This window comes from Roseovarius aestuariivivens (assembly GCF_004761875.1).
Lineage (GTDB): Bacteria > Pseudomonadota > Alphaproteobacteria > Rhodobacterales > Rhodobacteraceae > Roseovarius > Roseovarius aestuariivivens.
Map to the genome: position 1 here is coordinate 25304 of NZ_SJEY01000001.1, position 20635 is coordinate 45938.

Below are 20635 nucleotides of genomic sequence, written 5' to 3' on the forward strand. Positions count from 1 at the left end.
TAAACGGACAATGTGGCATGAGGCGAACGCCGCGTGTTCCCTGCGGTGCGATATGTCAGTCTTGGCTGAGGCGATGGCGGCGCCGTACCGAAGCGGAACGGCCTGGCAGATCGAGCGTAGCGTCGTTGCGCATCTTCCGGGAAATGACCTTGCCCTTGGCGATCACGCAGAGCCTGTCGGGACGTAGTCGCAGCGCCTCGACCGGATTGCCGGCATCAAGCACCACGAGGGACGCCTGCGCGCCGACATGCAGGCCATAGTCCTCGAGGTTGAGGATATTCGCGTTCTCGGTCGTCACCATGTCAAAGCACCGCCGCATCTCGTCGGGATGCGTCATCTGTGCGACGTGCAGTCCCATAAATGCCACGTCGAGCATGTCCGCGGTGCCGAGCGGATACCACGGATCAAGCACGCAGTCCTGCCCCCAGCCTACGGTGATGCCGTGGCTTTGCATTTCCTTGACGCGGGTCAGGCCGCGACGCTTGGGAAAGGTATCGTGCCGGCCTTGGATGGTGATGTTGATCAGCGGGTTCGGGATGGCGGCAAGTTCGGCTTCGGCTATCAGCGGCAAGAGCTTCGAAACGTAATAGTTGTCCATCGAATGCATCGATGTAAGGTGAGAGCCCGCAGCGCGCCCCTGCAGGCCAAGACGGGTGACTTCCTGCGCGAGAGTCTCCACGTGGCGGGACATCGGGTCATCCGTTTCGTCGCAATGCAGGTCGATCATCAACCCACGTTCGCTGGCGATCTGGCAAAGCTCGTGGACCGAGGCCGTGCCGTCGCCCATGCTGCGTTCGAAATGCGGGATGCCGCCGACCACGTCGATCCCCATGTCTAGTGCGCGGATGGTGTTCTCGCGCGCCGAGGGGTCGCGGTAAAATCCGTCCTGCGGGAAGGCGACGAGTTGCAGGTCGATATAGCCTTTCACCTTGTCGCGGAGTTCCAGCATGGCCTGTACGCCCAAGAGGCGGTCATCGCAGGTGTCCACATGGCTGCGGATCGCCAAAAGGCCCATAGACGCCGCCCAGTCGCAATAGCGAAGGCCGCGCTCGACCATCTCTTCGACCTTGACGATCTCCTTGAGTTCACCCCATAGACCAATGCCCTCCAGCAGCGTGCCAGAGGCGTTGATGCGCGGCGTGCCGTAGCTGAGCGTGGCGTCCATGTGGAAATGCGGATCCACGAAGGGCGGCGAGACGAGATCGCCGAATGCATCGATCACCTCGCCGGCCTTGGCGCCGGTCAGCCGGTCGATAGCGGCAATCCGGTCACCCTTGATGCCAATATCCGTGACACGCCCATCTGGCATCGTGGCCCCTTGTACGATCACATCGAACATCAGCGGTCTCCTCTGTTGAAGGGCACCATAAGTGCCGCGGGCACCTCCGCGCGACGCGACATGGCGATGAGTGCTGCGATGGAGAGGATATAGGGCATCATCAGGAAGAATTGGTAGGGAACCACATTGCCGATGGGCAACTGCTGCAGTCGGATCTGAAAGGCATCGAAGGCCGCGTAAAGCAGCGCGCCGAGCACGGCCTTGCCCGGCTGCCACATGCCGAAGACCACCAGCGCGATGCAGATCCAGCCGCGCCCGTTGACCATCTCGAAAAAGAAGCTGGAAAAGGCCGAGAGCGTCAGGAAGGAACCGCCGACAGCCATGAAGCCCGACCCCACGATCACCGCGCCCATTCGCAGGCCCGTGACCGACAGCCCTTGTGCCTCGGCGGCTGCAGGATTTTCACCCACGCTGCGTAACGCAAGACCAAGCGGTGTACGGTAAAGCGCGAATGCAACGAGTGCCGCAAGCCCGAAGGCGGCATAGGTCAGAGGTGTCTGCGCGAATAGCGCTTCTCCGATTATCGGAATATCGGCCAGGATCGGTATTTCGAATGGCTGGAAAGGCTCGATTTTTGGCGGCGACGACACCTCGGGCAGGATCAGGCGATAGGCGTAATAGCTTGTCGAGGTCGCCAGAAGAGTCACGCCAAGCCCGACGACGTGCTGCGAGAGGCCAAAGGGAACAGTGAGCGTGGCGTGCAGAAGGCCAAAGAGCATGCCCGCCAGCATCGCTACCGCGACCCCGGACCAAAGCGGCGCGCCCTGATAGACCGCCATCCAGCCCGCGAAGGCGCCGATCACCATGATGCCCTCGATCCCAAGATTAAGCACACCCGCGCGTTCGCAGATGATCTCTCCCATCGTGGCGAAGATGAGCGGCGAGGCGATGCGCACTGCGGCGGCCCAAAAGCTGGCCGACAAGAGGATATCGAGCACCTCCATCATCCGCGCACGACCCGCACCCGACTGAGCAGGATCGCGAGCACCATGAAGAGAAGCGCAATCGCCATGAGCATGTCGGCGATATAGGTGGGCACGTCGGCGGCACGGCTCATGGAGTCGGAGCCGACGAAGACGCCCGCCACGAATACGGCCGATACGACGACGCCGAGGGGATGCAAAAGCGCCAGCATCGCGACAATGATGCCGGTGTAGCCAAAGCCGGGCGACAGATCGAGGCTGAGATGACCTTTGAGGCCAGAGACCTCGGAAAAGCCCGCAAGCGCGGCTAGTCCACCGGACAGCAGCGCCGTCTTGACCAGCACGGCGTTGACCGGGATTCCGGCGAAGCGCGCCGCCCGGATGTTGAGGCCAACGGCGCGGATCTCGTAGCCAAGGGTCGTGCGGGTCTGAATGATCCAGACCGCAAAGGCGCAGATGATCCCCAGCGCAAAACCCCAGTGAAGCCGCAGCCCATCTACGATTCTTGGAAGACGGGCGGATCGGTCGAGCGCCTCTGACTTGGGCCAGCCCATGCCCATCGGGTCCTTCATTGGGCCTTCCAGCAGGTAGGAGACGAAAAGAAGCATGATGAAGTTCAGGAGAAGCGTGGTCACGACCTCGTCGACGCCAAAACGGGTCTTGAGCAGGACCGGGCCGAGCAGGATCAGCGCGCCGATAAGAGCGGCGCTAAAGCCCATGAGAAACTGCAAGGGCAGGGTGGGCAGCGCGGCCAAGGCCGAGGTGCCCACCACGACTGTGATGATCGCACCGCCGTAAAGCTGTGCCTCGGCGCCGATGTTCCAGAGCTTGGCGCGAAAGGCCACGGCGACGGCCAGCCCCGTGAAGATCAGCGGCGTCGCGCGGTTCAGCGTCTCCAGCAGGGCGAACTTGGATCCCGCCGCGCCCTTCAGGATCAGCCCCAGCGTGGCAAAGGGGTTGGCGCCCGCGATGAGCGCCAGCAGCGAGGCCACAACGACGGTCAGGCCAAGGGCCGCCGCCGGAAACCCCAGCCTGCGCGCGAGCGAGGGATGGGCTATGGGCTCAAGCCGCATGGGCGTCCCCGTCGAAACCTTGCCCGGCCATCCAGAGACCCAACTCTGCGGGTGTCTTGGCGCCGCGCGGGAATTCGGGCGAGAGGCGGCCCTCGGAAATGACGTGGATCACGTCCGAGAGCTGGATGATTTCGTCGAGGTCCTCGGAGATCAGCAGTACCGCCGCGCCGGCGTCCCGCGCGGCCAGAAGGCGGTTATGCACGTAAGTGATAGCGCCGATATCGAGGCCGCGCACGGGCTGGTTGGCAAGGATCACCTTCGGGTTCCGTTCCAGCACCCGGCCGAGGATCAGCTTCTGCATGTTTCCGCCAGATAAGAGGCGGATGCGCGTGGAAGGGCCGGGGCAGCGCACGTCGTAGGCGTCGATCACTTCCTGCGCCATGTTTTCGGCAGCCGACCAGTTCATCCATCCCGCGTGGCTGACCGGTGGATCCATGTAGGTCTCCAAGATGGTATTCTCGGTCAGATCGAAATCGGCGATGGTGCCGGTATGATGGCGATCCTCGGGGATGCGGGCGATGCCGGCATGCACGGCGAGGCGGGGAGACCATGTAGCTTGGTCGGCGCCGCCGATGATCATGGCCCCGTTTTGGGGCATGCGAAGGCCGGAGATGAGATCGGACAGCGCCGCCTGCCCGTTGCCTGACACGCCGGCCAGTCCGGTGATCTGGCCCGCCTTCAGATCGAGGGTTACGTGGTCGAGCCCCGGTACCGCGCCTTCGCTTGGCGTGCTGACATCTCGCAACTGCAAAAGCGCCCGACCAGGCGTTGCGGGCGAAACCTCGGGCGGCGTGATCTCGGCGCCAACCATCAACGAAGCAAGCGCGTGGCGATCGGTGTCGGCGGTGTTGACCTCGCCCACAACCTTGCCATGGCGCAGCACCACGCAGCGATCGGCGATGGCCGTGACCTCGTGCAGCTTGTGGCTGATGAAGACGATGGACAGGCCAAGCGCCACGGCCTTGCGCAGGGTTTCGAACAGCGCGTCGGTCTCTTGTGGCGTCAGAACGGCGGTGGGTTCGTCGAGGATAAGGATCTTGGCGTCGCGGTAAAGCGCCTTGAGGATTTCCACCCGCTGGCGCTCGCCCACTGTCAGCGTGCCCACCTTGGCGTCAGGATGCACTGAAAGGCCAAAATCCTTGGACAGCTGCGCAATCCGCGCCTTCGCCTGGCCAAGCCCGAGCCCCATACGCCAGAGCGGCACCGTGCCGAGAAGGATGTTTTCCGTGACGGTCAGGTTATCGGCCAGCGTAAAATGTTGATGCACCATGCCGATCCCGGCCTCCAGCGCGGCACGGGGTTGACCGGGGGGCAGGGGTTCGCCGAACGCCTCGACGTGGCCCGCATCGGCGACGTAATGACCGAAAAGGATATTCATAAGCGTCGTCTTGCCCGCGCCGTTTTCGCCCAGCAGGGCCACGACCTCACCGCGCCTCAGATCGAGGCTGATGGCGTCATTGGCGACGAGCGCGCCGAAGCGTTTGGTAATCCCGTTGAGGCGCAGAACTGTCTCGCTCTGCGCCCCGGTCTTGTCTTGGTTCACGAGGATTTCGGTTCCTCGTCGTTGATCTCGACCGTGTACTCGCCGGCCTTGATCGCCTCGCGCCGCTGGTTGACAAGGTCCATGGCGTCTTGCGGGACCTTGCCCTCAAACGTGCCGAGCGGTGCCAGCGAGCAGCCGCCGTATTTCATGAACGAGTAGATCCCGTAATTGTCGGCTTCGAATTCTCCTTCCATGACCTTCTGGATGGCCACGTGCAGCGTGGGCTCGAAATGCCAGAGCGCCGAGGCGACAACCGTATCAGGATAATCGGGCTGCGTGTCGATCACGTTGCCAATGGCGAGAATGCCGCGTTCCTGCGCCGCGTCGGAGACGCCGAAGCGTTCGGCGTAAAGCAGGTCGGCACCGTTATCGATCATGGCAAACGCGGTTTCCTTGGCCTTCGGCGGATCAAACCACGACCCGATGAAGCTGACCTGAAAGGTCGCCTCCGGTTTCATCTCGCGCACACCGGCCATGAAGGCATGCATCAGGCGGTTTACCTCGGGAATTGGGAAGCCGCCGACCATGCCGATATTGCCGGTCTCCGACATCGCGCCTGCGATGATGCCCGACAGATAACTTGCGTCCTGAATGTAGTTGTCGAAGACCGCGAGGTTGGGCAGCTCGGGATCATGCAAAAAGGACGACCCCATCAGGAAGGACACGTCGGGATACTCCGCCACGACCTCGCGCGCTTCCTGCTCGACGCCGAAAATTTCGCCGATCATCAGCTTCACACCGCTTTCGGCATATTCGCGCATGACGCGGGGATAGTCGGTATTGGCGATGTTTTCGGTAAAGCTGTAATCGAGCTGTCCTGCCGCTTCGGCTGCTTCGGCAGCGATATGGATGCGGCTGACCCATTGTTGTTCGACCGGCACGGTATAGAGCCCCGCCGTCTTGATCGGTTCTGCAGCAAAAGGCATCCGTGGTGCGAGGCTCGCGCCTGCCAGTGCCGCAGATCCTCCAAGCAGCAGTCCGCGCCGCGACACACCCAGTTTGTTGAATGGCGTCATCTTCATCATCCCTGTTGTTGTTATGACCAAAAATTCTTTTACCGATTGGTAAAAGAAGTTTCGATTCCCACCAAGCGTTAACACTAGAGAGGAACGGGTGTGCCGCGTCAAAGGTCAAGCCCGTGCCGCCAATTTGAGCATTGCGTCGACCAAGCCGGTTGAAGATGCTGAATTGAGGAGCAAGCGCGCCGGTCTACACCGGCCAGAGAGGAAAGCGATGTCGGTTGAGGCGATCTACGCGCCGGGCTGGCGGTCCGACACGGCGCGCCGCCGTGTGATGCTGCTGGGGGGCAGCGGCACAATTGGTCAAGCCGCCGCGACGGCCTTGCACGAGGCGGGCCATAGCGTTGTCGCGGTTTTGCGCAGCAAGCCGACGACGCCTTGTCCCTTCAAGGTCGAGATCGGACGGCTGGAGGACGAAAGCTTTCTGACCGGGGTCTTGAAGGCCAATACTTGCGATGTGGTCCTGAGCTGTCTTGCCTCGCGGAGCGGGGCGCCCGCGGACGCTTGGGCGGTAGATCACGGGCTCAATTGCAACGCGTTGCGCGCGGCAAAGACAGCGGGCGTGCCACGTTTCGTATTGTTGTCTGCGATTTGCGTGCAGCGCCCGAAGCTTGAATTCCAACGCGCCAAGCTGGCTTTTGAAGGCGAGTTAGCCGCATCGGGCCTGACCTATTCCATCGTTCGGCCCACGGCGTTCTTCAAAAGCCTTTCGGGTCAGTTGGACCGGATCAGGCGCGACAAGCCCTTTCTGGTTTTCGGCGATGGCCGATTGACCGCCTGCAAGCCGATTTCCGATTCCGACCTGGCCCGGTTTCTGACCCGCTGCGTGGAAGGTGGGCCATCTGACAATCGGATTTTGCCGGTCGGCGGGCCGGGTCCGGCGCTGACCCCTTTGGAGCAGGGAGAAGCCTTGTTCGCGGCGGCAGGGCTGGCGCCGAAATTCCGTCATGTGCCGCCGGGCCTTCTGCGCGGGATCGTGGGTGGGCTGACGACCCTCGGGATGGTAAGCGCCAAAGCCCGCGCCAAGGCAGAGTTGGCCAAGATCGGGATTTACTACGCAACCGAGTCAATGCTGGTCTGGAACGAGAAGGCTGGCGGCTATGACGCCGATGCCACACCGGAATTCGGGGATGAGACGTTGTCTGATTTTTACCGCAGGCTTGCGTCCGGGGAAGCGAAGGTGGATCGGGGCGATCACGCGGTCTTTTGAACACACCAAGCCATCTGGCGTCACGCGAAGGGATAAGGTAGGGGAAGCCCATGCAACACAGGATTGCCCCATGACGACCCGCGCCGGTTTTATCGCCCTGATCGGAGAGCCCAATGCGGGCAAATCCACGCTGCTCAACCGGATGGTCGGCGCGAAGGTCAGCATCGTGACGCACAAGGTCCAGACCACCCGCGCGCGTATTCGCGGTGTCGCGATCGCGGGCGAGGCGCAACTGGTCTTCGTCGATACGCCGGGGCTTTTCGCGCCGCGCCGCAGGCTTGACCGGGCGATGGTGGCAGCCGCGTGGGGCGGGGCCGCGGATGCCGATCTGATCGTGCTTCTGGTCGAGGCGCATCGCGGGATCACCGAGGGCGTCGAGCGAATTCTGGAAGGCCTTGCCGAATTGCCCCGCGGCAAGCGCGTGGCATTGGCGATCAACAAGATCGACCGGGTGAAATCCGAAGCGCTGCTTGGCCTCACCAAGGACCTCAACGAGCGCTATGGCTTCGTCGAGACCTTCATGATCTCTGCCGAACGCGGGTATGGTGTCGAAGACCTGCGCAAGTGGCTCGCGGGCGAGATGCCGGAGGGGCCGTGGCTTTACCCCGAGGACCAGATCGCCGATCTGCCGATGCGCATGATCGCCGCCGAGATCACGCGAGAAAAGCTGACCCTGCGCCTGCATCAGGAGTTGCCGTATCAGCTTACTGTCGAGACGGAAAACTGGGAAGAGCGCGAGGATGGCTCGGCCCGGATCGACCAAATCATCTATGTGACGCGCGATGGGCACAAGGGCATCGTTCTGGGCCGCAAGGGCGAGACGATAAAGGCTGTCAGTCAGGCGGCGCGGGCGGAACTTGAAGAGTTTCTCGGGCGCCGCATCCATCTTTTCACGCAGGTGAAAGTACGGCCCGGTTGGCTGGACGAGGCGGAACGATATTCCGAAATGGGGCTTGATTTCAAGGACGGCAACGGGTGACGCGCCTGACGGCGCAATTCTGGGTGCAGGCCTATCTTGCAAGGCTCAGGGTGCGAGATATTCCTGCCTTCGTAACGTCCCACGGCGACGACACCGCCGGCGCGGTTCTGGTCAAGCTCAACACTCTGGATGGTCGCGCGCAGCTTTTCCAGCGATCGTTCGACGTGATGCGCGACATGCGCCATTGGATTACCTTGGCCGAAGGTCAGGAGTCAGAGGTCGACGCGGCGGTGGCGCGACAACGCGGCTTCGACCCCGATCTTTGGGTCATCGAGGTCGAGGATCGGCAGGGTCGGCATCTTCTGGATGAGCCGGGGATGTCGGAGTAAGCCGGTTTGACCGGAATCAAGGCGTCATCGGTACCTGTGCCATAACCTCTCATCCCATCTTCAAGACAGGGGAGAGGATAGATGACAACCCATGTATTCGTTGCCACCGACGGGTCCGAGACGGCCAACAAGGCGGTGGACATGGCCGCGGACGTCGCTGCGAAATTCGGCGTACCTTTGACCATCGGTCACGTCCTGCAATACGGACGCGCAAGTGAAGAGCTTGCGCGCATGGCCGACGTGGAGCATCTCGTCGAGCATGTGACCCGCAAGGCCGGGTTCGATTTCGCCAACGTGCCCGACACCATGCTGGGTCTTTTCGAAGAAACGCGCCCCGGTAACGATAGCGTTCGCGTGATTACTCTGATCGGGGAGGAAACGCTTGCGCGCGCGGCCGATCGGGCCAAGGCGCGCGAGGCCGAAAGGGTGACGACCGTGTCCTCTGAGGGAGACGCGGCGGACGCGATTCTGGATATGGCAGCAGACGCCGGGGCGGACATCGTCGTGGTCGGTCACCGTGGCCTTGGACGGCTCAAGACGGCGCTTTTAGGCAGTGTCGCGCATAAGGTCGTCCAGCAGGCCGCGTGTACGGTTGTTTCGGTGCGCTGACGCGGTCCTCTCTCCCGGGCCTGCCGCGCGGGGTTGGTATTCCTTGCAAACAGGTATTCAATAGCGATGGCAGATCTGGAAAGGGCGGTATGGAGTGGCGTGATCAGGGGATCCTGCTTGCCAGCAGGCGACATGGCGAGTCGTCCGCCATCATCGAGGTTTTCACGCCTGCCCACGGCCGCCATGCGGGGATCGTGCGCGGCGGCGCCTCTCGTAAGCTGGCGCCGATCCTGCAGCCCGGCGCGCAGCTCGATCTGACATGGCGGGCACGGCTGGAGGATCATCTCGGCACGTTCGCCGTAGAACCGGTGCGTTCGCGCGCAGCGGTGTCGATGGGGGACCGGCTGGCGCTTGCGGGGCTGAATGCCGTCTCTGCCCTGCTTCTTTTCGCCCTGCCCGAGCGTGAAGCGCATCCGCGGCTCTATGCGCAAACCGAGCAATTGCTCGACCTGCTGGGACAGGACGAGATTTGGCCTCTGGCCTATCTTCGCTGGGAGTTGGTGCTGCTTGAGGACATGGGATTTGGCCTCGATCTCTCGACCTGCGCGGTGATGGGCGCGCAGGCCAACGATCTGAGCTTCATTTCTCCACGCACGGGACGCGCTGTTTCGCGGGCCGGGGCAGGCCAGTGGGCGGACAAGCTTTTGCCCTTACCCGCTTGCCTGATCGGCGCAGGCGGAGAGGATCGCGACATAGAAGAGGGTTTGCGCGTGACGGGTTATTTCCTCGCCAATCACCTTGCGCCCGATCTTGGCAATACGCCCTTGCCTGGCGCGAGGGCACGGTTCGTGGATCGGCTTCGCGCGCGGATCGGCGAGACGTCTTAAGGTGGCCGGTGGCTCAGCGCAGCGCGAGCACAAGATCGACGAGTGATCCCATGGCGTTGCGGTTGTCGCTTGGTCCGGTTCTATCGAGCGCGGTCATGCCGACCGCGGCGGCGTAGACGATACGCGCCATTTCGGGATTGGCGATACCGGTCTCGCGCAGAAGTTCGTGTAACAGGGTGATCCGGGCGGTATCGACGCGTTCGACGGCCGCGCGCGCGCCGTCATGGCCCTGTGCCCAGCTTCGCACCGCCCGGTCTGTGGGATCGGGATCCGCGAGATCTTGTGCAAGGGCGCGCAATTGCGCCACCGGTGTGCCATCGGTGCGCGCGGCGCGTGAGACGGCGTCGGTCTCCCATTCCGAGAGCAGGATGTCCTGAAACGCCGGAACATCCCGAAAATGCCAGTAAAACGAGCCTTTTGAGACCCCGAGGCGTACCGCCAAGGGTTCCGCCTTGAGCGCTGAAGGCCCTGCATCGCATAGTGCCGACCTGCCGGCGGCAAGCCAGTCGTGAGGACCGAGTCGCGTGGAACGTTGAGCCATGCGCGAGGGATACGCCTGCGTATTGTCCAATGCAAGGCCGGCGAACCGCCCCATGCTCTCGTCGATCGGAATTTGCCGACACTGCCCGTTTCGTGGTCATTGACCGAACCTTGGAGAGGCTTTTGACAAGTCGCGTCGCCGCCCGCATAAGGCAGGTCAGTGCCAAAGGAGTCCGCGCCATGTCTCTTGATTTCGTTTTCGAGCCGCCCCAGCAACCGGCCATTCCGGTCGAGGGGGAAGGCCCGCTTTTCCCGTTGCGGCGTATCTTCTGCGTCGGACGGAACTATGCCGCCCACGCGATTGAAATGGGCAACGAGGTCGATCGCGAGGCGCCTTTCTATTTCACCAAGTCGGCCCAGTGCCTGTGTCATACCGGCAGCGTGATCGACTATCCCGTTGCGACCCAAGATTGCCACTACGAGATGGAATTCTGCGTCGCGATCGGCGCAGAGGCGCGGCAGGTGGACCCGGAGGCCGCAATGGACGCCGTATTCGGCTATGCCTGCGGGATCGACCTGACCCGCCGCGACCTGCAGGCCGTGGCCAAGCATCTGCGCCGCCCGTGGGACGTCGGCAAGGATTTCGAGAACGCCGCCATTCTGGGGCCGGTCACACGCAAGGAAGCCTTCGGTGCCATCGGCGCGCAGACGATCTGGCTTGAGCATGACGGCGCCCGGGTACAAGCTGCGCCGCTAAGTGACATGATCTGGTCGGTGCCCGAGATAATCTCTGACCTTTCAAAGCTTTACACGCTGCTTCCCGGCGATCTGATCATGACGGGCACACCCGCCGGCGTGGGCGCGGTGCACCCCGGCAGCCGGCTTGAGGGCAGCGTGGATGGGCTCGTGCCGGTGCGTGTCGAGTTCAGGGCATAGGGGACGCGGACGTCTTGAAATGGTACCGATTCCTTCCCGAAATAACCATGAGGGCGTGACAGCCTGCCCGGCATGAAAACGCCGTTGTCTTTTGGTCTGTCGATTGCTGCCGTTGTGGTCGCCGGGTTGGTTTTGACCGGCGCAAACGATGCGTCCGGCACCGGAGATGAGGCGGAAAACCCTTATATTTCAAAGGCTATAATCGAGGAGACCGGCCCCCCGCCGGAAGGTGGAGAGGCTGCAGACGTGTATCTGCAGCTTCTGAAAGAGAGCGCCTATGCCGCCGCCTTCGCGTTGAGCGACACAGGCGCTTTTGGGTGGGCGGACAATCATGCGGACATTGATCTGGCAGAGGCGCTGGCGCTTCGGCGTTGCACCGAACATGCGTCTGACTGCCGGATCGTGTTGCGGATTACCCCGGAAACGCCGGTTCAGGTCGATGGTTTCAGCCTGTCCTATACCACGGCGCGCGCACTGGGCGAGTACACATACAAGCCCGTGCCGAAAGCGGTCGCGCTATCCAACCGGGGCGATTGGGGTATGGCGTGGGGCCAGATGAGCAAGGGGGCAGCGGAAAAGGTTGCGCTTGCCAATTGCGAAAAGCACCTGCCGAAAAAAGACCCCGCCGGGTGGCCCGACGGGGTCTGCAAGAATATCTGGGCCGAGTGAAGCTCAGGCGAGCAGGCGGCGCGCGATCACCTGTGCCTGAATCTCGGCGGCACCCTCGAAGATGTTGAGGATACGCGCATCGCAGAGCACGCGGCTGATCGAATATTCGAGTGCGAAGCCGTTGCCGCCGTGGATCTGCAGCCCGTTATCCGCCGCCGCCCAGGCCACGCGGGCACCCAAGAGCTTGGCCATGCCGGCCTCGAGATCGCAGCGGCGCGCGTTGTCTTTTTCCCATGCCGAGAAATAGGTGAGCTGCCGCGCGACCATGATCTCGACCGCCATCATGGCGAGCTTGCCCGAGACGCGGGGAAACTCGATCAGCGATTTGCCGAACTGCTTGCGGTCGATGGCATAGCGCATGGCGATGTCGAGCGCGGATTGCGCAACGCCCACGGCGCGGGCGGCTGTCTGGATCCGCGCCGATTCGAACGTTTCCATCAACTGCTTGAACCCCTTGCCTTCTTCGCCGCCGAGCAGGTTCTCGCCCTTGACGTGGAAGTTGTCGAAGCCAAGCTCGTATTCCTTCATGCCGCGATAGCCCAGCACCTCGATCTCGCCGCCGGTCATGCCATCGGTGGGGAAGGGGGCCTCGTCGGTGCCCGGCGTCTTTTCGGCCAGGAACATCGAGAGGCCACGATGGTCTTTCGAGTCCGGATCGGTGCGCGCCAGAAGCGTCATCACATGGGTCCGTGCGGCATGGGTGATCCACGTCTTGTTGCCGGTGATGCGGTAATCTCCGTTCTCATCCTTAACAGCGCGTGTACGCAGCGCGCCAAGGTCGGAGCCGGTATTGGGTTCGGTAAAGACAGCCGTCGGCAGGATCTCGGCGCTGGCCAGCTTGGGCAGCCAGTTTTCCTTCTGCTCTTGCGTGCCGCCGGCGATGATGAGTTCCGCCGCGATCTCGGACCGGGTGCCGAGGGAGCCCACGCCGATATAGCCGCGGCTAAGCTCTTCGGAGACCACGCACATGGAGGCCTTGGACAGGCCGAAGCCGCCGAATTCCTCGGGGATCGTGAGGCCGAAGACGCCCATTTCCGCAAGTTCTTCAATGACTTCCATCGGGATGAGCTCATCCTTGAGGTGCCAGTCGTGCGCGTGCGGTTCGACTTTTTCAACGGAGAAGCGGCGGAACTGTTCGCGGATCATCTCCAGCTCGTCATCGAGGCCGGATTTGCCCACGGTGATCTCTGCCGAGCGTTCCTGCATCAGTTCGACCAGACGGGTGCGGGCGCCCTGCGAATTGCCGCGCGCCATCAGCGTCTGCACCTCGGCGGCCTGAAAGCCCGAGAGCGCGTCCCAGCCGAGGCCCAGATCGGCCAGACGCACAAATTCGCTCTGGTTCATCGGGATGCCGCCCGCGATGTGATGGAGGTATTCGCCAAAGGCGATCTGCAGGATAAGCTGCTCGACCTCGCCGAAACTTCCTTGGCTCTCCAGACGCTTGGCCCAGTTCTGCATCTGGCGCAGCGCCTCGACATAGGTGGCCATCCACGCCAGACCGTGACACGCGGTCTGGTGCGCCTCGACGGCGGCGCCCGACACACGGCCCTCGACCACGACCCGGTCTCGCAACGCCGCCTTGGCCTGTTCGAGCACGGCCTCGGCCGGGCCGACAGCGGCGGCTGTCAGGCTCAGAAGATCCTCGAGGACCACCGGTGCGTCGAGTGAAAGGTCCTGTCCGTCATGCGCCATGAATCACATCCTTTTCCAAGTCCGCCCCGTCCTAGCTATTTCGCAGTCGCAGCGCAACTATTTTGCCAAAGCGAGGCCCTTTTTATTCTTATCTTGCGCCAACCTGTCGCGGTCGCCGGCGCAACGCCCTGTGTGTTAAGGCGCCCACCGACCGTGGAAGGGGCGGTATGATCTGCGTACACATCCTGTACACAGGCTGTACACCGCCGCGCTGCGGCATGAACCTGCCGGGCGGCGTTAACCTTTGCCTTTCAGGATACACCATTTAGGCCGTGCGCGGCGCAGGAAAAATGGTAGGAGACGGGCCATGGAGACACTTCTGGGCGCAAACTGGCCGGTCCTGATGCTTTTCGCCGCTGCCGTGGCCATGGCCGGCGGCGTGGTCAAGGGCGTGGTCGGTTTTGCCATGCCGATGGTGCTGATTTCCGGCCTGAGCTCGATCGCCCCGCCCGAGGTCGCGCTGGCGGGCGTGATCCTTCCCACGCTATTCACGAATGGCTGGCAGGCGTTGCGGCAGGGCGTGCGCGCCGCCGCCGGCTCTCTCGCGCGGTTTCGGGTGTTCCTGCTCGCGGGGCTGGTGTTCATGCTGGCCTCGGCGCAGCTGGTGGCGGTGATGAGCCAGGCCGTGATGCTTTTGCTGATTGGCGTGCCGATCGTCGTTTACGCGGCCTTCTCGCTGGCTGGACGGCCGTTGCGCCTGCCGCCGCGTCCGGGCTGGCGCGTCGAGGCGGGCATCGGCGCGGTCGCCGGTGTTTTCGGGGGCATCTCGGGTGTCTGGGGGCCGCCCACCGTGGCGATGCTGACCGCGCTGCAGACCGAGAAGACCGAGCAGATGCGTATTCAGGGCGTGATCTACGGGCTGGGCGCCGTGGCGCTTCTGGGCGCGCATCTCGGGTCGGGGGTTCTGAACCCGGCCACGGTGCCACTGTCGGCGACGTTGATTCTGCCCGCCCTTGGCGGCATGTGGCTGGGTCTGCGCATCCAGGACCGGATCGATCAGGCCATGTTCCGCCGCCTGACGCTGGCGGTGCTGGTGATCGCGGGCCTCAACCTGGTGCGGCGCGGTTTGCTGTCGCTTTGATCGCAAGGCGCGCGTGCCACCGCGTCTCCGGGCCTTTCCCCCGTGGCGCAGATCGGCTAAAGCGCGCGGAACGCATCACAGCAGCGATGGAAAGACGGACATGAAATTCACCCTGTCCTGGCTCAAGGATCATCTGGACACCAACGCGAGCGTCGGGGAAATCGCCGAGGCGCTGACCGATCTCGGTCTCGAGGTCGAGGACATAAGCGACCCGGCGGCGCGGCTGCGGGATTTTACCATCGGCAAGGTGATCGAGGCGGAACAGCATCCCGACGCCGACCGGCTGCGGGTCTGCCAGGTCGAGACCGGCGAGGGGCGGACGCAGATCATCTGCGGTGCGCCCAATGCGCGTGCGGGCATCACCGTCGTCGTGGCCAAGCCGGGCGTCTACGTGCCGGGTATCGACACGACCATCGGCGTGGGCAAGATCCGTGGCGTGGAAAGCCACGGTATGATGTGTTCCGAACGCGAGATGGAGCTGTCCGAGGAGCATGACGGCATTATCGAGCTGCCGTCCGGCGAAGTCGGCGAGAGCTTCGCCGACTGGCTGGCGGCGCATGAGCCGGCACGCGTCGACCCGGTGATCGAGATCGCCATCACGCCCAACCGCCCCGACGCGCTGGGCGTGCGAGGCATCGCGCTTGATCTTGCGGCGCGCGGTCTGGGCGAGATGAAGCCCGCGCCCTCTGCCCATGTCGAAGGGCAGTACCCGTGCCCGATCACCGTCAGCATCGACGATGACACGCGCAAGGAGGGCTGTTTCGTCTTCGCCGGCCGCCTGATCCGCAACGTGAAGAACGGCCCGAGCCCGCAATGGCTTCAGGACCGGCTGCGCGCCATCGGGCTGCGGCCGATTTCGGCGCTTGTCGACATCACCAATTTCTTCACCTACGACCGCAACCGCCCGCTGCATGTCTTCGACGCCGACAAGGTCGTGGGCAACCTGCGGGTGCACCGTGCCAAGGGCGGCGAGACCATGGTGGGGCTCGACGAGAAGACCTATACGTTTTCCCGGGGACAGGTCGTCATCTCGGACGACAACGGGATCGAGAGCGTGGCCGGGATCATGGGCGGTCTGGCGACCGGTGTGACCGAGGAAACCACGAACGTGTTTCTCGAGGCGGCCGTGTGGGACCATGTGCAGATCGCACACACGGGCCGGGCGCTCAAGATCAACTCGGATGCGCGCTATCGCAACGAGCGGGGGATTGATCCTGCGTTCAACGGCGAGGGGCATGCGCTGGCCACGCAGATGATCCTCGATCTTTGCGGCGGCGAGGCGTCGAACCTTGTGCAGGCGGGCACCGTTCCGGATGTGCGGCGCGCCTACACGCTGGACGCCGCGCGGGTGCAGTCCCTGGTTGGCATGGAGATCCCCGAAGCCGAGCAGCGTCAGACCCTGACACGGCTGGGATTCCGGATGGAAGGCAACACCGCCCATGTGCCAAGCTGGCGCCCCGATATCCAGGGCGAGGCCGATCTGGTGGAAGAGGTGGCGCGGATCGCGTCGCTGACCAAGCTGCAGGGCAGGCCGATGGCGCGGGTGCAGCCCGGTGTGCCGAAGCCGATCCTGAGCGTTGCGCAGAGGCGCGAGCGCGCGGCGCGGCGGATGGCGGCGGAGCTCGGCTACAACGAATGCGTGACCTATTCCTTCATCGACAAGGCCAGTGCCACGCTTTTCGGGGGCGGCGGCGACGCCACGATGCTGGCCAACCCGATCAGTTCGGAGATGAGCCATATGCGGCCCGACCTGCTGCCGGGGCTGTTGCAGGCCGCCGCACGCAACCAGGCCCGGGGGCAGGCCGATCTGGCGCTTTTTGAGCTGGGCCACGCGTTTTCGGGCGGTGAGCCGGGCGAGCAGCATGTGCAGATCGCGGGGCTTCTGGTGGGCAAGACCGGCCCGCGCGATGTGCACAAGGCGCAGCGCGCCGTCGATCTTTACGACGTGAAGGCCGATGCCGAGGCCATCCTGGCCGCGCTTGGCGCGCCGGCGAAGGTGCAGATCCTGCGCGAGGGACCGGCCTGGTGGCATCCGGGGCGGCACGGGCGGATCTGCCTGGGACCGAAGAAGGTGCTGGGCGTCTTTGGCGAGCTGCATCCGAAGGTTCTGCGCGCAATGGACGTCAAAGGCCCGGCGGTGGCCTTCACGCTTTATCCCGGCGAGGTGCCGCTGCCGCGGCAGGCGGGCGCGAGCCGGGGCGCGATGCAGGTCAGCGACCTGCAGGCGGTCGAGCGTGATTTCGCCTTCGTCGTCGATGCGGATGTCGAGGCGCTCAACCTCGTCAATGCCGCGGCTGGTGCGGACAAGGCGCTGATCTCCGATGTGCGGATCTTCGACGAGTTCATCGGCGGGTCGCTGGGCGAGGGCAAGAAAAGCCTTGCCCTGACCGTGCGGCTGCAGCCGACGGATAAGACGCTGAAGGATGCCGATATCGAGGCGGTCGCCAGGAAAATCGTCGAGAAGGTCGAGAAGGCCACCGGCGGCGTCCTGCGCAGCTGAGACTGGATTTCGACGGAGCGGGCGTTACGTCGGCTTCTGACAAGGACAAAGGAGACAGTGATGGGCCTGAACGTGTATCTTTCCGGGGAAATCCATACCGATTGGCGGGAGCGGATCGTCGACGGGGCCAAGGGGCTTGACGTGACGTTCAACGCGCCGGTGACGGATCATGGCGCGAGCGATGATTGCGGTGTGGCGATCCTCGGGGCGGAAGACAACAAGTACTGGCACGACCACAAGGGGGCGATGGTCAATGCGATCCGCACCCGCAAGGGGATTGCCGACGCCGATGTCGTGGTGGTGCGGTTCGGGGACAAGTACAAGCAGTGGAACGCGGCGTTTGATGCGGGCTATGCGAGTGCGCTGGGCAAGTCGCTCATTATCCTGCAGCCGCCGGAGCATGACCATGCGCTGAAAGAGGTGGACGCCGCCGCGTTGGCCGTGACGCGGGAACCCGAGCAGGTGGTCGAAATCCTGCGCTACGTGCTGGACGGGTCGCTGCCGGGCTGAGGCCACGTTTCTTTCGATATGAGGACGCCCGTGCCGATTGCGCGGGCGTTTTTTTGTGCTCGAGTGGGAAGCGCCAGCGGTGACGGAGCGGCTGGCCGTTTCCGATACCGGGCTCGACGAACGGCCGGTCAGCGGTGCTGGTGCACCTCGAAGTCGTACCAGAGGTCTATCCGGCCCTTTTGACGGGCGTCGGCGAGCCAGAGCCTTTTGCGGACTTTGGGCGGCTCCAGCGCGCGGTATTTGCCGCCCGAGAATTTCGGCCAATCGATCGCCAGCCCGAGCTTTACCATTTCGGCGGACAGATCGCGGCCGTCTTCGAGTGTGCAGCGCGCGACTTTGCGGCCATAATGATCGACGTCGACGATTTCGGCCTGGACGGTCTTGCCCTTGCAGAGGCCGAACAAGGCCCATTTGGCCTTTTCGCCATAGGGGTGGTTCAGTTCCGGGGCATCGATGCCGTAGAGGCGGACTTGGGTCTTTCGGATGCGCAGCGTGTCCCCGTCAATCACGTAGGCTGCGCCACGAATGACCGGCTTACCGGAGGGTCGTCTTGCGGCGCTCGCGTCGATGGGCCGTGGCCGATCTGCAGGTCGCGGCGCCGGGGCTGGGCGTGGGGAGGGGCGTGAGGAGTGCCGTGGGCCACCTCTCATCCCGCCGGACCGCGCCACGAAATAGGCGATTATGCAAATGACAATAATGGTTTCCAAGGTTTGAGGTCCGGCAGAGCTTTTCGGTGTGAGGCGCCGGAAAGCACGGACCGTGTCACCGTGGGGTTGCGATTCTGGCAACGTTTGGGTCCGGCCTTCCGACATGGCCTATGTGGCAATTCGAAATGCGTAAATCAAGAATATTATTAACAATGTTAGTATTAATGCGATTGACTGACGTGACGTCACATTGTCATGTCTGGGCTATGAGGCAGACGAAATCGGGTCGGCGCGACCGGCAGACACTTAAAGACAAGAAAAGAGAAGAGACCCGCGGCAAGCTTATTGCGGCGGCCAAACGGCTGTTTGCAGAGCATGGCTATGATGATGTCCCGGTCACCGAGATCGCGCGGGAGGCCGGCGTGACGCATTCGATGATCAACGTCTATTTCGGCGGCAAGCCCGGGCTGCTTTATCAGATCATCCGCGAGAATAACGCACCGCAATACGAGGCCAGCCTGCGGATCGCCGAGGGCGGCGGGCGCGCGGTGCACCGGCTGTCGGACATGCTGCGCCTCTGGGCCGAGGAGGACGCCAGCGACCCGCGCCTTCTGGCGATCATGCAATCCTATTCCTGGGTCTGGCCCTTGGACACCGAGAGAGAGAACACCCTGGACAGGGCGAGGTTCAAGGGGCTTTTGGAGTCGTTGATCGGCGAGGCCCTCGCGGCCGGCGAACTGCGCCGCGACCTTGATCCCAAAGTCTCGGCCAAGGCGGTTTTCGCGATCTATACCTGGGCGCTGCGCGATGTTGTTTTCGACAAGCTGTCGGTGTCCGACTGCCACGCTGGCATGATGGCGCAGGTGCGCACGCTTTTGAAGCCGACCAAAGACTGACCGCGAGATACCGGTAAGGAGAGTGGCGGCGGTCTCGACGCATTGGGGATGAGTTGAGACCGCCTTTAAGCGACACCGGACAGTGGCGTCTGATCAGACGCTAGATGCCAAGTTCGGCGCTTTTATGACAAAACGCGGTCGCGCGCGGTCTCGCGGATCCCGGCTGATTTTGCAGTAGGATTTGCGGGTTTAGACGCAGCGCGGCTTCGGCAGGCCGGGCCGCGGGGCACCCGTTTGCGAAACGATTCCGCGGAATTGGTCCGGACCGTGTTTCGGCCGCGAACAGCTACGCAAAGTTGCCACATTTCCGCCACCAGATAGTCCAATGTGTAACCAAGCCTGTCCCCTGAGGTTCACCGCAATTTCATTTAAAACAGGATGCCCGCATGAGATCTTTCGACACTCTTCCCTTCGCAAGCAGCGCCGACCAGTTCACCTGGGCGGAAGCGAAAAACGACAAGGGTGGCGGCGGCGGCAAGCCGTCAGGCACGCCCGGCGGCGATACCGGCGGGGGTGGCGGCGATACGGTGTCCTACACCTATACCAGCGGGCTGGCCGACGATCTGACCACGGATTACTTCAATATCGAAGTGAACTACATGGGCGAGGGCTGGACCCTCGACAGCCTGAGCGCGATCGCCGCCGCAGCGGACTACCTGTCGCGTCTGATCACGGCCGGGCTGCCGGAAGACGAGGGCATCGACGACGTGTCGATCAACGTCTCGCTGTCCAGCATTGACACGCTGGGCGGCACGATCGCGCAGGGCCGGCCCCTTTCGGTGCGGTCGTCCGACAATGCCACGCCCGATGGTCTGACGGTGACCGGAGAGATCATTTTCGATTCCAACGATGTCGATCTCATACTGGCCAACGAGTCGCTCGACGATCTGGCGCTGCACGAGATGATGCATGTGCTGGGGGTCGGCACCCTGTGGAGCGTTCCGGGCGTGCGCGATTTCCTGTCCGACCCGGTTTTCGTGCCCGACCTGAGCACGAAGAACCCCAAGGACGGCACGACGATCATCGAATATACCGGCGGCGCGGTGGATGACACTGGCGCCCTGCCGCAGGTCGAGACCGAAGGCAGCCTCGGCCATTGGAGTGAAGATGCATATGGCGATGAACTCATGACCACGGTCTTCAACATCAACGGCAACTACATGTCCCAAATGACTGCCGACGCGCTGGCCGATCTCGGCTATGCGGTGGACGATGCGGTGGCCGCAGAGCTTGCCTCGGCAATCGATCTGGGCGGTATCTACACGCTGGACGACTTCGCCATCGCGTGACGCCAGAGCGTCGCGAACCGCCCAAAAGCAAACCCCCGCGCCCTTGGCTGGGCGCGGGGGTTTTGTTTTCGTCCGTGGTCTGCG

20 protein-coding genes are annotated in these 20635 nt (G+C 63.3%); 12 read left to right on the forward strand and 8 right to left on the reverse strand.

What is annotated here, in order from left to right:
- Positions 1 to 55 precede the first annotated feature (55 nt).
- From EZV60_RS00105 to EZV60_RS00125, 5 genes are read right to left on the reverse strand one after another with little or no spacing between them, the layout of a single operon-like run.
- Complete coding sequence (locus EZV60_RS00105) at positions 56 to 1339, reverse strand: amidohydrolase family protein (RefSeq protein ID WP_135500918.1); 1284 nt, start codon at positions 1337 to 1339, stop codon at positions 56 to 58.
- Complete coding sequence (locus EZV60_RS00110) at positions 1339 to 2283, reverse strand: ABC transporter permease (RefSeq protein ID WP_135502150.1); 945 nt, start codon at positions 2281 to 2283, stop codon at positions 1339 to 1341. The genes EZV60_RS00105 and EZV60_RS00110 overlap by 1 nt, the downstream gene beginning before the upstream one ends.
- Positions 2283 to 3335 carry an ABC transporter permease gene (locus EZV60_RS00115; protein WP_135500920.1) on the reverse strand — a complete coding sequence of 351 codons (1053 nt, stop codon included), beginning with the start codon at positions 3333 to 3335 and terminating at the stop codon, positions 2283 to 2285. Before EZV60_RS00115 ends, EZV60_RS00110 begins: the two co-directional genes overlap by 1 nt.
- Complete coding sequence (locus EZV60_RS00120; RefSeq protein ID WP_167853421.1) at positions 3325 to 4878, reverse strand: ABC transporter ATP-binding protein; 1554 nt, start codon at positions 4876 to 4878, stop codon at positions 3325 to 3327. Before EZV60_RS00120 ends, EZV60_RS00115 begins: the two co-directional genes overlap by 11 nt.
- Positions 4875 to 5900 (reverse strand): BMP family protein, encoded by a 1026-nt coding sequence (locus EZV60_RS00125; RefSeq protein ID WP_167853422.1) that lies wholly within the window; start codon positions 5898 to 5900, stop codon positions 4875 to 4877. Before EZV60_RS00125 ends, EZV60_RS00120 begins: the two co-directional genes overlap by 4 nt.
- A 211-nt stretch (positions 5901 to 6111) precedes the next feature.
- Here EZV60_RS00125 and EZV60_RS00130 point away from each other — a divergent pair, with 211 nt between their 5' ends.
- The 5 genes from EZV60_RS00130 to recO all read left to right on the forward strand — a co-directional run bounded on the left by EZV60_RS00130 (position 6112) and on the right by recO (position 9851).
- A complete protein-coding gene (locus EZV60_RS00130) occupies positions 6112 to 7107 on the forward strand; it encodes an NAD(P)H-binding protein (RefSeq protein WP_135500927.1) in 996 nt (331 codons plus the stop codon).
- A gap of 70 nt (positions 7108 to 7177) precedes the next feature.
- Complete coding sequence (gene era, locus EZV60_RS00135; RefSeq protein ID WP_135500929.1) at positions 7178 to 8086, forward strand: GTPase Era; 909 nt, start codon at positions 7178 to 7180, stop codon at positions 8084 to 8086.
- Positions 8083 to 8415: a DUF1491 family protein gene (locus tag EZV60_RS00140; RefSeq protein WP_135500931.1), complete on the forward strand. Its 333-nt coding sequence runs from the start codon at positions 8083 to 8085 to the stop codon at positions 8413 to 8415. The genes era and EZV60_RS00140 overlap by 4 nt, the downstream gene beginning before the upstream one ends.
- A gap of 81 nt (positions 8416 to 8496) precedes the next feature.
- Entirely contained in the window at positions 8497 to 9024 is a 528-nt protein-coding gene (locus EZV60_RS00145) for a universal stress protein (protein WP_135500933.1), read from the forward strand.
- 89 nt (positions 9025 to 9113) lie between these two features.
- Positions 9114 to 9851 (forward strand): DNA repair protein RecO, encoded by a 738-nt coding sequence (recO, locus tag EZV60_RS00150; RefSeq protein WP_135500935.1) that lies wholly within the window; start codon positions 9114 to 9116, stop codon positions 9849 to 9851.
- Between the two features lie 13 nt (positions 9852 to 9864).
- On the opposite strand, the gene EZV60_RS00155 is transcribed toward recO, so the two are convergent.
- On the reverse strand, positions 9865 to 10446 hold the full coding sequence (locus EZV60_RS00155) for a TetR/AcrR family transcriptional regulator (RefSeq protein ID WP_425353549.1): 582 nt from the start codon (positions 10444 to 10446) through the stop codon (positions 9865 to 9867).
- Positions 10447 to 10571: 125 nt separating this feature from the next.
- Between EZV60_RS00155 and EZV60_RS00160 the strand changes: the two genes are divergently transcribed.
- Both EZV60_RS00160 and EZV60_RS00165 read left to right on the forward strand, forming a co-directional pair.
- On the forward strand, positions 10572 to 11267 hold the full coding sequence (locus tag EZV60_RS00160) for a fumarylacetoacetate hydrolase family protein (protein ID WP_135500939.1): 696 nt from the start codon (positions 10572 to 10574) through the stop codon (positions 11265 to 11267).
- 72 nt (positions 11268 to 11339) lie between these two features.
- Entirely contained in the window at positions 11340 to 11936 is a 597-nt protein-coding gene (locus EZV60_RS00165; RefSeq protein ID WP_135500941.1) for a hypothetical protein, read from the forward strand.
- A gap of 3 nt (positions 11937 to 11939) precedes the next feature.
- Here EZV60_RS00165 and EZV60_RS00170 read toward each other — a convergent pair whose 3' ends face one another.
- The gene (locus tag EZV60_RS00170; RefSeq protein WP_135500943.1) at positions 11940 to 13628 is read right to left on the reverse strand and encodes an acyl-CoA dehydrogenase family protein; all 1689 of its coding nucleotides are present in this window, start codon (positions 13626 to 13628) and stop codon (positions 11940 to 11942) included.
- 307 nt (positions 13629 to 13935) lie between these two features.
- Here EZV60_RS00170 and EZV60_RS00175 point away from each other — a divergent pair, with 307 nt between their 5' ends.
- The 3 genes from EZV60_RS00175 to EZV60_RS00185 all read left to right on the forward strand — a co-directional run bounded on the left by EZV60_RS00175 (position 13936) and on the right by EZV60_RS00185 (position 17719).
- Positions 13936 to 14709, forward strand: a complete 774-nt coding sequence (locus EZV60_RS00175; RefSeq protein WP_135500945.1) for a sulfite exporter TauE/SafE family protein — start codon at positions 13936 to 13938, stop codon at positions 14707 to 14709.
- A 100-nt stretch (positions 14710 to 14809) separates the two neighbouring features.
- Positions 14810 to 17209 (forward strand): phenylalanine--tRNA ligase subunit beta, encoded by a 2400-nt coding sequence (gene pheT / locus EZV60_RS00180; RefSeq protein WP_135500947.1) that lies wholly within the window; start codon positions 14810 to 14812, stop codon positions 17207 to 17209.
- 60 nt (positions 17210 to 17269) lie between these two features.
- Complete coding sequence (locus EZV60_RS00185; protein ID WP_135500949.1) at positions 17270 to 17719, forward strand: YtoQ family protein; 450 nt, start codon at positions 17270 to 17272, stop codon at positions 17717 to 17719.
- A 128-nt stretch (positions 17720 to 17847) separates the two neighbouring features.
- On the opposite strand, the gene EZV60_RS00190 is transcribed toward EZV60_RS00185, so the two are convergent.
- Positions 17848 to 18228 (reverse strand): thermonuclease family protein, encoded by a 381-nt coding sequence (locus EZV60_RS00190; protein WP_245306157.1) that lies wholly within the window; start codon positions 18226 to 18228, stop codon positions 17848 to 17850.
- Between the two features lie 404 nt (positions 18229 to 18632).
- Here EZV60_RS00190 and EZV60_RS00195 point away from each other — a divergent pair, with 404 nt between their 5' ends.
- Both EZV60_RS00195 and EZV60_RS00200 read left to right on the forward strand, forming a co-directional pair.
- A complete protein-coding gene (locus tag EZV60_RS00195) occupies positions 18633 to 19262 on the forward strand; it encodes a TetR/AcrR family transcriptional regulator (protein ID WP_167853423.1) in 630 nt (209 codons plus the stop codon).
- 386 nt (positions 19263 to 19648) lie between these two features.
- On the forward strand, positions 19649 to 20551 hold the full coding sequence (locus EZV60_RS00200) for a M8 family metallopeptidase (RefSeq protein WP_135500952.1): 903 nt from the start codon (positions 19649 to 19651) through the stop codon (positions 20549 to 20551).
- Positions 20552 to 20635 lie beyond the last annotated feature (84 nt).

Excerpts from the sequence above, each read along its gene's own strand:
- EZV60_RS00125 (WP_167853422.1), bottom strand. The coding sequence starts at position 5,900 with ATGAAGATGACGCCATTCAACAAACTGGGTGTGTCGCGGCGCGGACTG.
- EZV60_RS00160 (WP_135500939.1), top strand. The coding sequence starts at position 10,572 with ATGTCTCTTGATTTCGTTTTCGAGCCGCCCCAGCAACCGGCCATTCCG.
- pheT (WP_135500947.1), top strand. The coding sequence starts at position 14,810 with ATGAAATTCACCCTGTCCTGGCTCAAGGATCATCTGGACACCAACGCG.
- EZV60_RS00185 (WP_135500949.1), top strand. The coding sequence starts at position 17,270 with ATGGGCCTGAACGTGTATCTTTCCGGGGAAATCCATACCGATTGGCGG.
- EZV60_RS00195 (WP_167853423.1), top strand. The coding sequence starts at position 18,633 with ATGAGGCAGACGAAATCGGGTCGGCGCGACCGGCAGACACTTAAAGAC.
- EZV60_RS00175 (WP_135500945.1), top strand. The coding sequence starts at position 13,936 with ATGGAGACACTTCTGGGCGCAAACTGGCCGGTCCTGATGCTTTTCGCC.
- recO (WP_135500935.1), top strand. The coding sequence starts at position 9,114 with ATGGAGTGGCGTGATCAGGGGATCCTGCTTGCCAGCAGGCGACATGGC.
- EZV60_RS00170 (WP_135500943.1), bottom strand. The coding sequence starts at position 13,628 with ATGGCGCATGACGGACAGGACCTTTCACTCGACGCACCGGTGGTCCTC.
- EZV60_RS00105 (WP_135500918.1), bottom strand. The coding sequence starts at position 1,339 with ATGTTCGATGTGATCGTACAAGGGGCCACGATGCCAGATGGGCGTGTC.
- EZV60_RS00115 (WP_135500920.1), bottom strand. The coding sequence starts at position 3,335 with ATGCGGCTTGAGCCCATAGCCCATCCCTCGCTCGCGCGCAGGCTGGGG.
- era (WP_135500929.1), top strand. The coding sequence starts at position 7,178 with ATGACGACCCGCGCCGGTTTTATCGCCCTGATCGGAGAGCCCAATGCG.
- EZV60_RS00110 (WP_135502150.1), bottom strand. The coding sequence starts at position 2,283 with ATGGAGGTGCTCGATATCCTCTTGTCGGCCAGCTTTTGGGCCGCCGCA.
- EZV60_RS00130 (WP_135500927.1), top strand. The coding sequence starts at position 6,112 with ATGTCGGTTGAGGCGATCTACGCGCCGGGCTGGCGGTCCGACACGGCG.
- EZV60_RS00165 (WP_135500941.1), top strand. The coding sequence starts at position 11,340 with ATGAAAACGCCGTTGTCTTTTGGTCTGTCGATTGCTGCCGTTGTGGTC.
- EZV60_RS00155 (WP_425353549.1), bottom strand. The coding sequence starts at position 10,446 with ATGGGGCGGTTCGCCGGCCTTGCATTGGACAATACGCAGGCGTATCCC.
- EZV60_RS00145 (WP_135500933.1), top strand. The coding sequence starts at position 8,497 with ATGACAACCCATGTATTCGTTGCCACCGACGGGTCCGAGACGGCCAAC.
- EZV60_RS00200 (WP_135500952.1), top strand. The coding sequence starts at position 19,649 with ATGAGATCTTTCGACACTCTTCCCTTCGCAAGCAGCGCCGACCAGTTC.